The 14,039-nt window shown below is 67.4% G+C and carries 16 protein-coding genes; 9 read left to right on the top strand and 7 right to left on the bottom strand.

The genetic code is table 11. The features are described from left to right. Positions 1-144: 144 nt before the first annotated feature. From IFT82_RS05620 to IFT82_RS05605, 4 genes are all read left to right on the top strand, one after another. On the top strand, positions 145-1,659 hold the full coding sequence (locus tag IFT82_RS05620; protein ID WP_192125348.1) for a PAS domain-containing sensor histidine kinase: 1,515 nt from the start codon (positions 145-147) through the stop codon (positions 1,657-1,659). A 13-nt stretch (positions 1,660-1,672) separates the two neighbouring features. Then, positions 1,673-2,056 (top strand): DUF4267 domain-containing protein, encoded by a 384-nt coding sequence (locus IFT82_RS05615; protein WP_192125347.1) that lies wholly within the window; start codon positions 1,673-1,675, stop codon positions 2,054-2,056. A gap of 158 nt (positions 2,057-2,214) precedes the next feature. Beyond that, positions 2,215-2,982 carry an NUDIX domain-containing protein gene (locus IFT82_RS05610; RefSeq protein WP_192125346.1) on the top strand — a complete coding sequence of 256 codons (768 nt, stop codon included), beginning with the start codon at positions 2,215-2,217 and terminating at the stop codon, positions 2,980-2,982. Then, on the top strand, positions 2,982-3,713 hold the full coding sequence (locus IFT82_RS05605) for an extensin-like domain-containing protein (protein ID WP_192125345.1): 732 nt from the start codon (positions 2,982-2,984) through the stop codon (positions 3,711-3,713). Before IFT82_RS05610 ends, IFT82_RS05605 begins: the two co-directional genes overlap by 1 nt. Before the next feature lie 21 nt (positions 3,714-3,734). Here the strand turns inward: IFT82_RS05605 and IFT82_RS05600 are convergent, their stop codons facing one another. The 4 genes from IFT82_RS05600 to IFT82_RS05585 form a co-directional block, all read right to left on the bottom strand. Then, complete coding sequence (locus tag IFT82_RS05600) at positions 3,735-4,289, bottom strand: hypothetical protein (protein WP_192125343.1); 555 nt, start codon at positions 4,287-4,289, stop codon at positions 3,735-3,737. A 183-nt stretch (positions 4,290-4,472) separates the two neighbouring features. Beyond that, positions 4,473-4,748 carry a hypothetical protein gene (locus IFT82_RS05595; protein WP_192125341.1) on the bottom strand — a complete coding sequence of 92 codons (276 nt, stop codon included), beginning with the start codon at positions 4,746-4,748 and terminating at the stop codon, positions 4,473-4,475. Between the two features lie 59 nt (positions 4,749-4,807). Further along, positions 4,808-5,596 carry a transglutaminase-like domain-containing protein gene (locus IFT82_RS05590; protein WP_192125340.1) on the bottom strand — a complete coding sequence of 263 codons (789 nt, stop codon included), beginning with the start codon at positions 5,594-5,596 and terminating at the stop codon, positions 4,808-4,810. A 97-nt stretch (positions 5,597-5,693) separates the two neighbouring features. Continuing rightward, positions 5,694-6,434: a Bax inhibitor-1/YccA family protein gene (locus IFT82_RS05585; protein WP_192125338.1), complete on the bottom strand. Its 741-nt coding sequence runs from the start codon at positions 6,432-6,434 to the stop codon at positions 5,694-5,696. Positions 6,435-6,554: 120 nt separating this feature from the next. On the opposite strand from IFT82_RS05585, the gene thpR reads away from it, so the two are divergent. Both thpR and IFT82_RS05575 read left to right on the top strand, forming a co-directional pair. Further along, entirely contained in the window at positions 6,555-7,139 is a 585-nt protein-coding gene (thpR, locus tag IFT82_RS05580; RefSeq protein ID WP_192125336.1) for an RNA 2',3'-cyclic phosphodiesterase, read from the top strand. A gap of 15 nt (positions 7,140-7,154) precedes the next feature. Further along, positions 7,155-7,703, top strand: a complete 549-nt coding sequence (locus tag IFT82_RS05575; protein ID WP_192125334.1) for a superoxide dismutase family protein — start codon at positions 7,155-7,157, stop codon at positions 7,701-7,703. A gap of 2 nt (positions 7,704-7,705) precedes the next feature. Here IFT82_RS05575 and IFT82_RS05570 read toward each other — a convergent pair whose 3' ends face one another. The 3 genes from IFT82_RS05570 to IFT82_RS05560 form a co-directional block, all read right to left on the bottom strand. After that, a complete protein-coding gene (locus IFT82_RS05570; RefSeq protein WP_192125332.1) occupies positions 7,706-9,283 on the bottom strand; it encodes a spinster family MFS transporter in 1,578 nt (525 codons plus the stop codon). A 69-nt stretch (positions 9,284-9,352) separates the two neighbouring features. Continuing rightward, the gene (locus IFT82_RS05565; protein ID WP_192125330.1) at positions 9,353-9,718 is read right to left on the bottom strand and encodes a hypothetical protein; all 366 of its coding nucleotides are present in this window, start codon (positions 9,716-9,718) and stop codon (positions 9,353-9,355) included. A 223-nt stretch (positions 9,719-9,941) separates the two neighbouring features. Further along, positions 9,942-10,502, bottom strand: a complete 561-nt coding sequence (locus IFT82_RS05560; protein ID WP_192125328.1) for a type 1 glutamine amidotransferase domain-containing protein — start codon at positions 10,500-10,502, stop codon at positions 9,942-9,944. 119 nt (positions 10,503-10,621) lie between these two features. On the opposite strand from IFT82_RS05560, the gene IFT82_RS05555 reads away from it, so the two are divergent. From IFT82_RS05555 to IFT82_RS05545, 3 genes are all read left to right on the top strand, one after another. Then, on the top strand, positions 10,622-11,641 hold the full coding sequence (locus IFT82_RS05555) for a DNA topoisomerase IB (protein ID WP_192125326.1): 1,020 nt from the start codon (positions 10,622-10,624) through the stop codon (positions 11,639-11,641). 12 nt (positions 11,642-11,653) lie between these two features. Then, positions 11,654-12,853: a mechanosensitive ion channel family protein gene (locus IFT82_RS05550; protein ID WP_192125324.1), complete on the top strand. Its 1,200-nt coding sequence runs from the start codon at positions 11,654-11,656 to the stop codon at positions 12,851-12,853. A 186-nt stretch (positions 12,854-13,039) separates the two neighbouring features. Then, a complete protein-coding gene (locus IFT82_RS05545) occupies positions 13,040-13,978 on the top strand; it encodes a DUF808 domain-containing protein (protein ID WP_192125322.1) in 939 nt (312 codons plus the stop codon). The last annotated feature ends 61 nt before the right edge of the window (positions 13,979-14,039 follow it).

Raw genomic sequence — 14,039 nt, 5'->3', positions numbered from 1 at the left:
CCGAATCCGGCGCCATGATTCGATCGACGATTGGTTGACATACATCAGCGTTAGCCGGCACTTGAGCCGCTAAGTCTTGCACGGGCGCCGCAAGGTGCCTTGAGACCCTTGTTCTGGATTCGGGACCGTCAATTGTCTGAGGCAATGGCAGAACGAAAGCTTCTGACCGACGCATTCGACGCGTCGGGGGCTTTCATCCAGATTCTCGACCCGAACTTCAATATCCTCGCCATCAACAAGGCCAATGTCGACGAATATGAACGCATATTCGGGATAAGGCCGGCCGTCGGGGATAATCTGTCGACCCTGCTGGCGTCGATGCCGAAACAGCAAGAGGCCGCGATACAGCATTTCTCCCGTGCCCTTGCCGGTGAGCAATTTACCGTTGACGCCGAGTTTGGCGACGGCGTGCATGGCACCAGATGTTACGAGATCAGGTTCAGCCCATTATATTGTCCGGAGGGCCGGCTGGTCGGGGCCTATCATTTCTCGCAGGATGTCACCGATCGAAAGCGGGAGCAGAAGCGCCTTGCCGATGTCGAGGAACAACTGCGGCAGTCCCAGAAAATGGAGGCGATCGGCGCCCTGACCGGCGGTGTGGCCCATGATTTCAACAATCTGCTCACCCCCATCATCGGCAACCTCGACATCCTCCTGCGTCGCAATCCCGGCAGCGAGCGCGAACAGCGATTGATAAAGGGGGCGATGCAGGCGGCAGATCGGGCGGCAACGCTTGTCCAGCGACTGTTGGCGTTCGCACGCCAGCAGCCCCTGCGGCCCAGGCCGGTCGATATCGGTGCGCTGGTGAACGGCATGGCCGACATCGTCGGCTGCACGTCGGGTCCGCAGATCAAGGTGGCGATCACCGTGGATCACGGCCTGCCAACCGCGGTCGCGGACCCCAATCAGATCGAAATGGCGATCCTCAATCTGGCGGTGAACGCGTGCGATGCGATGCCGCAGGGGGGCACGCTGCGCATTTCGGCTGTCGATGAGATCATTGGCGGCAACCACCGCACCCGGCTCGATCCCGGTCGATATGTCTGCCTGTCGGTCGCCGATACCGGCACGGGGATGGACGAGACGACGATCAGGCGGGCGGTGGAGCCGTTCTATTCGACCAAGGGGGTCGGACAGGGTACCGGGCTGGGACTGTCGATGGCGCATGGCCTTGCCGCCCAGTTGGGCGGTGCGCTGACGATCGACAGCAAACCGGGTGTCGGCACCGATGTTCGTATCTGGCTACCGGCGGTCGTCGGTGATGCGCCGGACGCACCGGACGACGCTGTCGACGCGCCGCCGCCGGGCGCCGCGGTGCGAACGGTACTGCTGGTCGACGACACCGATATGGTCCGCGCGAGCACCGCCATGATGTTGAGCGACCTGGGCTACACCGTCGTGGAGGCGGGGTCCGCCGCCGATGCCCTACGTCTGGTCGAGGATGGATTGCACATCGACGTGCTGGTGACCGATCATCTGATGCCGGGCATGTCCGGCACCGAACTCGCCCGTAGCCTGCAACAGCGGTTCCCGTCGCTGCAGGTGCTGATCGTGTCGGGGTATATCCACGTCGACGATGTCGCGCCCGATCTGCCGCGCCTCATCAAGCCGTTTCGCCAGTCGCAGCTCGCCGCCAGGCTTGCCGAACGGGATGGTTGAGCACCCGCCGGCGATGCCCTCAAGCAAGGCCCGGACCATCGTCGTTCTGCTGTTCGCCGGCATCTTCGCCGTCATGGGCGGCCTGTTCGTGGCATTTCCCCGACCATCCGCCGCCTTTTACGGAAATGCCACCGCCGACCCGGACGCCCTGTTCTATGTCCGGGCGGTCGGCCTGCGCGATCTGGCGTTGTCGGCCTATCTGGCGGGGCTCGCCCTTGCCGGTCAGCGACGGGCGCTGTCGATCCTTTTATCTGCCACGCTGCTTATTCCCATGGGCGACCTGTTTCTGTTGATAGCGTCCGATTCCGCAACGATGGTCCATTATGCGCTGCATGGCATCAGCCTGCTATGCTTTGCCGTTCTGGCATGGTGGCACCGCTGCGGCGGGGCATGGTGAAGGGCGTATCCTTGCCGGTGAGCGCCGTGTCGATCCGGTACGGCGGCGAGCGGACGAGTGGCCTTGTGGTGCGACTTTACGACGGCGAACCTGGACCATCGCGTCCGCCAGCGCGAACCGCCGAGATCATCCGCCGCCCCGCGCGTTGAGAGGGCAAGATGACGCTGCCGCCCGCTGCCACCACCCCCATTCCTGCCGCCACGCTGGTGATCCTGCGCGATGTACCCGGCCGCGCGCCCGACCTGCTGATGGTCGAACGGGCCAGATCGATGGCCTTTGCCGGCGGCGCGATGGTGTTTCCGGGCGGGCGCGTCGATCCCGGCGATCACGCACTGGCGGCGGCGATCGGCGCTGCGGATGACGATGGCGCCGCCCGCATCGCCGCGATCCGCGAGACGCTGGAGGAGGTGGGGCTGGCGATCGGCCTCTCCCCCCCGCCCTCGCCGACCGTGACGCGGCGGCTGCGTGCCGGCCTCCATGCCGGTCAGGGGTTCGCCGGGTTGCTGGCGCAGGAGAATCTGACGATCGATCCGGCGGTCATGGTCCCCTTCGCGCGCTGGTGCCCGGCGCATCGGGTGTCGCGCATCTTCGACACCCGCTTCTATCTTGCGCGGCTGCCCGACGGACCGGCGGCGGCCGAGGTCGACGGGACGGAGAATGCCCGGCTGGTCTGGCTGACCGCGGCAGCGGCGCTGGCCGAGGCGGCGGCCGGGCGGATGACGCTGATCTACCCCACCCGGCGCAATCTGGAACGGCTGGCGCAGTTCGGGTCGTTCGCGGCGGCGGTCGCCGATGCCGGGGCGTATCCGGTGACCATGATCGTGCCCTATATCGAACGACGCGGCGATATCGATCATCTCTGCATCCCGGCGGGATGCGGCTATCCGGTCACCGCCGAACCGCTCGGTAACGTGGTACGCGGCTGATGCGCGGCGTGCGGCGGATCGCCGGCCTGCTGGTGTGGGGCGGTATCGCGCTGGCGCTGCTGTTCGTCGGCTGGGCGATGCTGCGCGGCCGGCCGCAGGATCTGCCGTGGACGGCGCTCGACCTGGGTCGGCCGATCGGGCTGTTCACCGGCCGCAAGCTGACCGCCCTGACCGATGATTTTCCCGCCTGCCGCGTGCTGCTCGACCGCGCGGGGGTTCGTTACACCGCGCTGCCGCCCCGATCGGGAGAGGGGCAATGCGGTTACGCGGATGGCGTGCGCTTCACGGCCGGGGGATCGCGACGGATCGACTTCGCCCCCGCCGGGCTAGGGGTTGCCTGCCCGGTCGCCGCGGCGCTGGCGACGTGGGAATGGCATGTCGTCCAGCCGGCCGCCGAGCAACTGCTCGGTTCACGGGTGACGCGGATCGATCATTTCGGCAGCTATAGCTGCCGTCGCCTCTATGGCCGCGACGCCGGCAACTGGAGCGAACATGCTACGGCCGACGCGGTCGACATCGCAGGGTTCCGGCTGGCCGATGGCCGGCGGATCAGCGTGGTGGGCGACTGGCGCGGCGACGACGCGAAGGCGCGGTTCCTGCACAAGGTGCGCGACGGCGCGTGCGACCTGTTCGCGACGACGCTGTCGCCCGATTACAACGCGGCGCACCGCGACCACCTCCACCTCGATCAGGCGGCGCGGGGGGCGATGGGCTGGCGCGCCTGTCGCTGATCCCCGACTTCACGGCGGCGGTCAGTTCGCCAGTGATTGCCCCGTGTCCACCTTTTCCACCCAATAGGGGAAGAAGGCCGGCTGACGGTTCGACCAGCCCGATGCCGTCGCCGCCGCTTCGCTGATCGACTGGAGCAGTTTGCGCCGCAGTTCGGGATGCAGGTGCGGCAGCGCCGCCGCCGCGCAGAAGGCGGCGGGTAGCCATGGCCGTACCTCGGCCCCGACCAGTCGTTCGTACAGGAAGCGCGCGGCGGAGAAGCTCGGCAATCGCCCCTGCCCCAGATCGAAGGCGACGATGGTGATGAGTGGCGCGATGAACGGTTCGATCGAGTCGAGCCCGCTATCCTCGGGTACCAGTTCGCGCAGCGCCGGGAGCGAACGGTACAGGCGGGCCTGCGCGCGGATGCTGGCCGCTTCCACCACGTCGCGCGACCAGCGGGTCATGGCATCGTCACGGTCGAGTCCGATATCGAGCGACCGGCGGATATATCGCTGGGTCGCTGCGGGAAAGCTGGCGAATTCCTTCATCTCGGCCAATGTCATCGCGCCTTCGGCCGGTCTCTTCCTCGATCCCATCGCATCACCCCGCCCACTGGTTGCATCAACCGGGGGGATCGTGCCGCAAGAATGGTTAACACCAGCCTTCCGGTCCGCTCACCCGGCGAATCACAGGGAACGACGAAACCGGTTGCGCTGCAACATGCGATGCGACGAGCCGAGTGACGCGGGGCCGCGATATGCGGCCCCGCGTCCGGACGATCACTTGTCGGCGGGCTTTTCCGCCTCGTCATAACCCGATGACGGCACGAAATCGCCGCGCCCGTTGGGCTCGGAAATCGCGACGGGATCGCTGCCGTCCATCGTTTCGTCCAGCCCGTTGTCCAGTCGGGCGTCGATGCTGTCGGGGTTCTTCTGGAGGCGCTTGGCGATCGACTTGTCCTGCCCCGCGTCCTGACGGGGGCTGCGGCCTTCGCGTTCGTCGTCGGCGGGGGCCACGGACAGGCTGTCGAGCGCGCGGTCGTCGATGTCGGTCATCTTGGCGTCCTTTCAAATCGTTACCGCTCGAAAACGATCGGAGGACGCCCCCGTTCCTCTCAACCGTCCAAGTGATGCACCGTCACCCGTTGCGCCTGGAAGAAGGCGGTGCCGAATACGGTCATGAACGCGATATCGGTGGCATCCCGGCCGACGCAGATGCGGACGATCTCCTCCACCCGCGCCATACCGGTCGGATCGACCAGCCGCCATGCACCATCCAGCCACAGTTCGACCACGGCATGGAAATCGGGCGGCTCCACCCCGGGCGCATAGGCGCCGACGCAGCGGGCGGGGATTTCCGCCGCCCGCGCCAGCGACACCAGCAGATGCGCATAATCGCGGCACACCCCCATCCGGCTGGCGAAGGTGTCGAGCGCGGTCGTATCCCCCTGACTGACGCCGGAGCGATAGATCAGCGCACCCCTGGTCCATTCCAGCAGCGCCTGCGCCATCGCGCCGCCACTCAAACCACCGAACTCACGCCGCACGAAGCCCTCCAGCCGGTCGGACTGGCAGTAGCGGCTCGGCAACAGATAGGGGATCACCGCGCCGGGCAGCGCCCGCGGGGGGGTAGGCGGCAGCGCCGCGATATCGACCGCGACCCGGTCGACCGTCACGGTCGCGCGGTACTGCGCCATCAACCGGTACTGCGTGCGCGCCCAGCAACGCTGGCCCATCCCCTCGTCACCGTCGGTCGCGGCGATCGGATGATCGGACCAGACCGTCAGCGAACGACTGTCCAGTCGCTGATCGGGCAACGCCGCTGCCTCCAGCTGCAGCAATATGTCGGCGGGTTCGGGTAGCCAGTAATCCAGGTCGGCTTCGATCGCCAGACGGACGGGCATCGGGGATTCCTTGGTCGGAGGCGGCGAAGATCGGGCACATAAGAAAAGAGGCCCGGCGGTCGCCCGCCGAGCCTCCCGATATCAGTCCATCATCCGATCAGTCGCGGCTGGCGCCGAACAGACGCAGGATGAACAGGAACATGTTGATGAAGTCGAGATACAGGCTGAGGGCCGACATGATGACGACCTTGCCCTGCATGTCGGTACCGGCGACCTGCGCATACAGGCTCTTGGTACGCTGCGTGTCATAGGCGGTCAGCCCCGCGAACAGCAGCACGCCGACCGCGCTGATGAGCATGCCGAGCGGCCCGGACTGCACGAACATGTTGATGACGCTGGCGACGAGCAGGCCGACGACGCCGATGATCAGGAACGTGCCGAACGCCGACAGGTCCTTCTTCGTCGTATAGCCATAGAGGCTAAGCGCCACGAACCCGGCCGAAGTCGCGAAGAACGCCTGAGCGATCGCCACCGGGCTGTACTGCAGGAAGATCGTCGAAAGCGACAGGCCCATCAGGACCGCGAAGCCCCAGAACATCGCCTGCATCGTGCCGGTCGACATCCGGCCCTGACCGAAGCTCATCGCGAACACGATCGCCAGCGGCGAGAACATGATGACGTATTTCAGGATGCCGGGCTGCGTGAACACCGTCTCCGCATAGCCGCTCGTCGCGAACAGCAGCGCGACGATACCCGTCAGCAGCACGCCCGACGCCATGTAGTTGTACACGGACAGCATGTATGAACGCAGACCCGCGTCATAGGCCGCGTCACCCGCCCGCGCGCGCGTCGTCCCGAACGGCGCGGCGGTGGGCCGAGGATCAGACCAGTTTGCCATCTGAAGAAATCTCCTTGGTGCCGGCCATATGCCGACTGGTTGCAATATCGCCCTTGCCCCTGCCGTTTTCAAGCGAAAGCGGTCGTGCGGTTTGGCCGTATCGGTGTTAACAACGCTGTCATGATGCGCTTGTTCATCGCGCTGCGCCCGCCGCCGCCGATCCGCGAGATATTGTTCGACCTGATGGACGGCGTGCCGGCGGCGCGCTGGCAGGATGACGAGCAATTGCACCTGACGCTGCGCTTCGTCGGCGAGGTGGAAAGGCCGCAGGCGGAAGACCTCGCCGCCGCGCTGGGCCACGTCCACCTGCCCGCCGCGCCGGTCGTCGCATTGGCGGGGGTCGGATCGTTCGGGCAGCGTGGCCGGGCCGATACGCTATGGGCGGGCATCGCGCCTGCGGCGGTGCTGGCGGACCTTCATGCGCGGGTCGAGCGAGCGTGCGCGCAGGCGGGGCTGCCGCCGGAGCGACGGCGATATCACCCGCACGTCACCGTCGCGCGGCTGGCGCGATCGGCCGGTGCGGGGCCGGCGCTGGACGCATGGCTCGCCCGCCATGCCGCCCTGGCCAGCGAACCGTTCGTGCTGCCGCACCTGATCCTCTATCGCAGCCATCTGGCGCGCGGCGGTGCCGCCTATGAAACGGTGGCGCGCTGGCCGCTGGGAACCGGGGCGACCACCGCTGGTTCGCATCGGTACGATATCTGAGACGGGGAGAAGACGATGCGGACGATGACGACGGGCATGGCGATCGGGCTGGCGGCGCTGGCACTGGCCGGCTGTCAGCGCGACGACGCCGGCAAGGTGGAGATGGGCGAGCAGGTTCCCGGCGGCCGCACCGCCGTCGCGCTGCTGCGCACCGCGGCGGGAGCCGATGTCGGACGGGCGACCGCGACCGAGGTCGGCGGCGGCGTGCGCTTCACGATCGACGGCAAGACGATGCCCCCCGGCACGCATGGTGCCCATGTCCACATGGTCGGCCGCTGCGATGCGCCCGATTTCACCACCGCCGGCGCGCACTGGAACCCGGCCGGCACGCAGCACGGGACGATGAACCCGCAGGGTCCGCATAACGGCGATCTGCCGAACCTGATCGTCGGCACCGACGGGCGCGGCACGTTGGGCGTGACGGTGCCGGGCGCGACGATCGACGGCGTGCTGGATGCGGATGGATCGGCGATGGTCGTCCACGCCAATCCGGACGATCTGAAGACCGACCCGTCCGGCAACAGTGGTGGCCGGATCGTCTGCGGCGTCTTCCGCCAGAGCTGATCCTATATAACTTCCCCTGCCGCCCGTGCCCGCGCCTCGCGCGTGGCCTCGGCGGCGGGGACGAGACGATAGGCGGCGATCGCGGCGGCCAGCGTGATCGGCACGCTGAGCAACAGCGACAGCATCCCGGTCGACAGACTGCCCGACAGCGACGACACCCGCCCGGCCAGATAGGGGCCTAGCGCCAGCCCTAGCAGGGTCGTGCCGATGAAAAAGGTCGCGGTCGCAGTCCCGCGCATCCGGGGCAGCACCAGATCCTGCGTCGTCGCGGCGGCCGATCCCAATGCGCAACTGGCGGTGATCTGCGCCAGGAACAACATCGGATAAAGCATTGCGGTGCTCGACGCGGTGAACGCCATCACCAGGAAAGGGACCGGGACCACCGCGCCGAAGATCACCACGATCAGCCGCCCCGCCGGATGGCGCGCCCGCAACCGGTCCGCGATCATCCCGCCCAGCGTCACGCCCAGAAACCCCGCCAGCGCACCGGTGCCGCCGATATAGAAACCGGCGGTGGCAGGCGACGCGCCCAGCACGCGCAGCGCATAGGGCGCGGCCCAGAAACTGGCGGCATAGGCGAGGAAAGCATTCAGGCCATAGGCGACCACGGTGCAGATGAAGGCTGGCGTCCCGACGATCAGCGCGAACGCGGCAGGGTCGCGCCGCCGCAACGCGCAGGCCCATGAGAAGACGGCATAGGCCCCGATCCCGACCGCGGTCCATTGCGGCCATGGCTCACCGATGGCGATCAGGCCCGATACCACGGCGACGGTGATGCCGGCCGCCAGCAGGTTGACCGCCAGCGCCCGCACGCCGCCCGCCCATGCGCCGATCAGCGTCAGTGGCGGGATGATCGTGACGAGTTCGGCGCCGAACGCGCGGAACGGCGCGGGATGCGGGGCGGGCGGAGGCAGTCCCTCCACCGCGCCGCGCACCGGTTCGCGCAGCGTGGCGATCCACAGCGCGACGATCAGGCCGGGGATACCCACCGCCATGAACGCCGCCTGCCAGCCGACCAGCCCGAACGGCCCGCCGGTCGGCCATGTCCGGTTCCAGTTCTGGACGATCAGCCCGCCGATGAACAGCGACACGCCGCCCCCGACATACAGGCCGGCCGAATAGATCGACAGCGCGGTGGCGCGCAGCCGCTTGGGAAACCAGTCGGAGATCAGCGAATAGGCGGAGGGGCTGGCCGTCGCCTCGCCGATGCCGACGCCGATCCGTGCGGCGGCGAGATCGCCGCCCGATCGCGACAGGCCCGACAAGGCGGTCATCGTCGACCACAGCGCCAGCCCGATCACCATCAGCCGCCCGCGATGCCAATTGTCCGCCAGTCGCCCCAACGGGATGCCGAACAGCGAATAGAAGACGCCGAACGCGGTGCCGTAGAGGAAGCCCAGATCCTCGTCGCGCAGGTTCAGGTCGCGCTTGATATCCTCCGCCAGGATCGAGATGATCTGCCGGTCAACGAAGTTGAGGACATAGACCAGGAACAGGATGCCCAGGACGTACCAGGCATAACGCGAGGCATGGGGCGAAGCGCCCGCATCCGATACGGCGGCGTCGAGGGGGACGGCCATGATCTCTCCCGGTGTTCTTGTTCCACCGAGCATACCAAAGGTTCGAAACGCGGCAAGCGGTTTTGCGGATCAGCTTTCCGGCCGCAGGCCCCGGCGACGAATCGACTCGAACGACACCGAGGGGATCGAGTTCGGATCGAACGCCGACAGGGGCTGATTGAGGTCGGCAGGCAAGGGCCGCGCCCTGGGGGTTGGGGCGGGAATATCGACCGCCGCGATCGGCCATTGCGCGCGCGGCCGTGGCTGGGCGGCGAGCCGGTGCGCCAGTCGGCGTGGCGGCGCGATCGGTCGTCCACGCCGGGCGGGATCGAACACGCCACCCCTGCCCCATAGCAGGTACAGCACCGCCCAGCATACCGCACCTACGATGACGGCCGCGACGATCGCCAGCGTCGTTCGGTCGGGCAGACCCGCCAGCCCCACGATACGGATCATGTCATCCAGCGAAGCCGGCGGCATGGCCACGATACCCATCGCACCGCCACCCGCCCCCGCTACGGCCCCTGCGGCCGGTAACCAGCGGATATATCGGGCACGGGCGGGTCGGGTCATACGATCAGCCTAACGAACGGCTTCAACCAGCCGCTGGTAGATGTCGTTATACCGCATTTCTGTTGACTGCCAAATTCACATTTATCGCCATCATCGGGGAACGGCGTCAGGCGGGCTCGTCGGCCAGTTCCTCGACCAGCGCGTCGATGATCGCGCGGTTGAAGGCGGGCAGATCGTCCGGATTGCGGCTGGTGATGAGGTTGCCGTCGACCACCACCTCGCGGTCCACCACCTTGGCCCCGGCATTCTCCAGATCGGTGCGGATGGATGGATAGCCGGTCAGCGTGCGCCCATCGACCACGTCCGCCTCGACCAGCAGCCATGGGCCATGGCAGATCGCAGCGACGATCTTGTCGTCCTCCATGAACTCCGCGACGATCTCGACCGCGCGCTCTTCCAGCCGCAGCTTGTCCGGGTTGCAGGTGCCGCCGGGCAGCACCAGCGCGTCGTAATCGTCGGTATCGACCTGCTCCAGCGTCAGGTCCGGGGTCGCGGTCTCGGCCTTGTTCAGGTCCTGCTCCATCCCCTGGATGGGGTCGAGGCGGATCGAGGCGAGCGTGACGGTCGCCCCCGCCGCTTCCAGCGCGCGGCGGGGTTCGAACAGTTCCACCGTTTCGAAACCGTCGGCGGCCAGCATCAGCACGCGGGCGTTGGATAGATCGGCCATGGGGCACTCCAGCAATAGGTGAGTGGCTTCAACCCACCGCCGGGGTCGCCTGTTCCGGCGCATCGCCGGAACGAAGCCAGCCGCCCGCGCATTGGCCCGGTCGAAGCGAAGGAGCACCGATGGCCGCGCGGATCGTGTATGCGGACGACTCTAAACCGGGGATCACCCGCCGCAAATGGCGCGACGGATGGGCCTATCACCGGCCGGACGGCGACCGGATCGCCGACCGTGACGAGATCGACCGGCTGAACGCGATCGGCCTGCCCCCCGCTTACGGCGATGCATGGTTCAACCCGAACCCCAACGGCCATATCCAGGCGGTCGGCTGGGATGAAAAGGGTCGCAAACAATATCGTTATCACACCGGTTTCCGCGAGGCGCAGGAAGCGGCGAAATACGAACGCTGTGCCGATTTCGGCCATGCCCTGCCCAAAATCCGCCGCCGCATCGACGTCGACCTGCACGAGCATGGGCTGACCCGCGACCGGGCGATCGCCGCCGTCGTCCGCCTGCTCGACATCGGCCATATCCGCGTCGGCAACGAGGCCTATGCCGCCACCAACCGCAGTTTCGGCGCGACGACGCTGCGCAAGCGGCACGGCGAGGTGAAGGGCGCGACGCTGCGGCTGCGCTACAAGGGCAAATCGGGCAAGGAGCGCGACATGGCGGTGACCGACCGGTCGCTCGCCCGCACCGTGAAGAAGATGCAGGATTTGGACGAACAGCATCTGTTCGCCTGGGTCGATACGGAGGGGGCGGCGCACCCGGTCAGTTCCTCCGACGTCAACGACTATATCCGGCGCGCGAGCGGGCAGGATTTCACCGCCAAGCATTTCCGCACCTGGGGCGCTAGCGTCGCGGCGTTCGAGGCGCTGGCCCATGCCGAACGCGATCTCAGCCTGAAGGCGATGCTGGAACCCGTGGTCGAGCGTCTCGGCAACACGCCCGCGATCGCGCGCAAAAGCTATGTCCACCCCGCGCTGATCGGCCTCGTGAAGAAGGGGCAGTCCGCGTTCCGCCAGGCGCTGCGCCTGCCCCGCGCCAAACGCTACATGTCCCGCTGCGAATGCGGGCTGATCGCCTTTCTGGAGGCGGGCACCCCCGCCGCCGTAACCGCCACGCTCGCCAAAGCCGCCTGAAGAGTCTCACCCATGTCCACTACCACCGCCGCCAACGCGCAGGAGCCGTTGTTCGACGCCGGCGACATCGCCGTCCAGACCCGCGGGATCGTCGCCGCCAGCGGTGAATGGCTGCACACCCACTGGCTACAGATTCTGATCGCCTTCGCGATCGGTGCGACCATCGTCGTCGCGCTGCACGGCGCGCGCCGGCTGGCCGGGCGGCTGGCGGTGCGCGATCCGCAGGGGCGGGCCGGCTGGGCATCGATCATCGGCCGGGCGCTGGTGAAGACGGGCAATTTCTTCATCCTGATGCTCGCCGCCAAACTGGTGGTCGGCTATGCCGGCGCGCCGTCGCAGATCGATACGACGGTCAATTTCCTGTGGACGGTCGCCTCGGTCTTTCAGGCGGCCAGCTGGGCGCGCGAGATCATCCTCGGCGCGATCGAGCATCGCACCCAGTCTGCGCATTATGCGGGCGAGGCGCTGTTATCGGCGATGGGGCTGATCCGGCTGCTTGTCACCGTCGCGCTGTTCGCGATCGCGCTGGTCGTGGTGCTGGACAATGTCGGGGTGAACGTCACCGGCCTCGTCGCCGGTCTGGGTGTCGGCGGCATCGCGATCGGCCTTGCCGCGCAGGGTATCTTCGCGGACCTGTTCGCGGCGCTGGCGATCATCTTCGACCGCCCGTTCCGGCGCGGCGACAAGGTGTCGTACGACACGACGACGGGCGTGATCGAATCGATCGGGCTGAAATCGACGCGCATCCGCTCGTTCGGGGGCGAGATGCGGGTGATCTCCAACCGGCAGTTGCTCGACAAGGAGATCCAGAACATCTCCAACCGCGACCACGTCCGCGTGCCCTTCACGATCGGCGTCGCCTACGAAACCCCGCCCGACACGCTGGCGCGCATCCCCGCCATCCTGACCGAGATCGTCGAGGGCGAAGGCGGCAAGGTGGCGCGTGCCGGGTTCGAGAGCTTCGGCGCCAGTTCGCTCGACTTCGCGTTGCAGTTCGACGTGCCCGGCGACGACTGGCCGACCGCGCACGCCACCCGCGACCGGATCATGGTGTCGCTGCTGCGGCGCTTCGCGGCGGAGGGGATATCGATCCCCTACCCGACCCAGACCACCTTCACCGCCGCGCCCGACGGCACGCTGGTGATGCCCTATCCGTCGGTGCAGCCGGTGACGGTGGAGGATCATCGCCCCGCCCAGGGTGCAACGACATGATACGAATCCCGCCGTCATTGCGAGCGTAGCGCAGCAATCTAGGGCGTCATGCGCAGAGGACTCGATTGCTTCTCTACGCTCGCAATGACGGAACGGGAGTGGTGTCCGTTGCATGCCTTTTGCGGCGGGGGATTGCCACCGTCGCGGCCAGCGCACAGACGGGCATCGATTGCTGGGGAGAATGATATGCCATCGGGTTTGGCCGCGCTGCTGGATGACATTGCCGGGATCACGCGGCTGGCGGCGGCATCGCTCGACGATGTCGGCGCGGCGGCGGGGCGTGCGGGGACCAAGGCGGTCGGTGTGGTGATCGACGATACCGCGGTCACCCCGCGCTATGTCGTCGGGCTCAGTCCGGCGCGCGAACTGCCGATCATCGGCAAGATCGCATTGGGATCGATCCGCAACAAGCTGCTGATCCTGTTGCCGGTCGCGCTGCTGCTCAGCGCGTTCGCCCCCTGGGCGCTGACACCGCTGCTGATGGTGGGCGGGGCCTATCTGTCGTTCGAGGGTGCGGAAAAGGCATGGGAGGCGATCTCCGGCCATCACGCCGCCGAGGATGCGGCGGCCGAGGCGACGACGCCGGCCGAACTCGAAAAACAGAAGGTATCGGGCGCGGTCCGCACCGACTTCATCCTGTCCGCCGAGATCATGGCGATCGCGCTGGCCGAAGTCGCGGGCACCAGCATCGTCGCGCAGGCGGTGGCGCTGGCCCTGGTCGCGCTCGCCATCACCGCGGGCGTTTATGGCGCGGTGGCGATCATCGTGAAGCTGGACGATATCGGCCTCCACCTCGCCAAACGGCCGTCCGCCGCCGCGCAGGCGCTGGGCCGGGGGATGGTGAAGGCGATGCCCGTCATCATGACCGCGCTGGCGACGATCGGCACCGCCGCGATGATCTGGGTCGGCGGCGGCATCATCGTCCACGGGCTTGCCGGGCTGGGCTGGGCCGGGCCGGAACACGTCATCCATCACGCCGCGGAAGCGGTGGCGGGCGCGGTGCCGGGCTTGCACGGCGTGCTGGCCTGGATCGTCACCGCGATCGGATCGGGTATCGTCGGCCTGATCGTCGGGGGCGTGATCGCGGTCGTGGTCCACAAGGTGAAACACCGCCACGCGCATTGATCCGTCCCGCCTGACGCCAGCGGCATCAGGCATCCTGTTTCCGTCATTGCGAGCGTAGCGA

This window comes from Sphingomonas sp. CFBP 8760, from assembly GCF_014841615.1.
GTDB lineage: Bacteria > Pseudomonadota > Alphaproteobacteria > Sphingomonadales > Sphingomonadaceae > Sphingomonas.
Note: the sequence above shows the minus strand (reverse complement) of the source record. Positions and strands in the feature narration are given on the sequence as shown.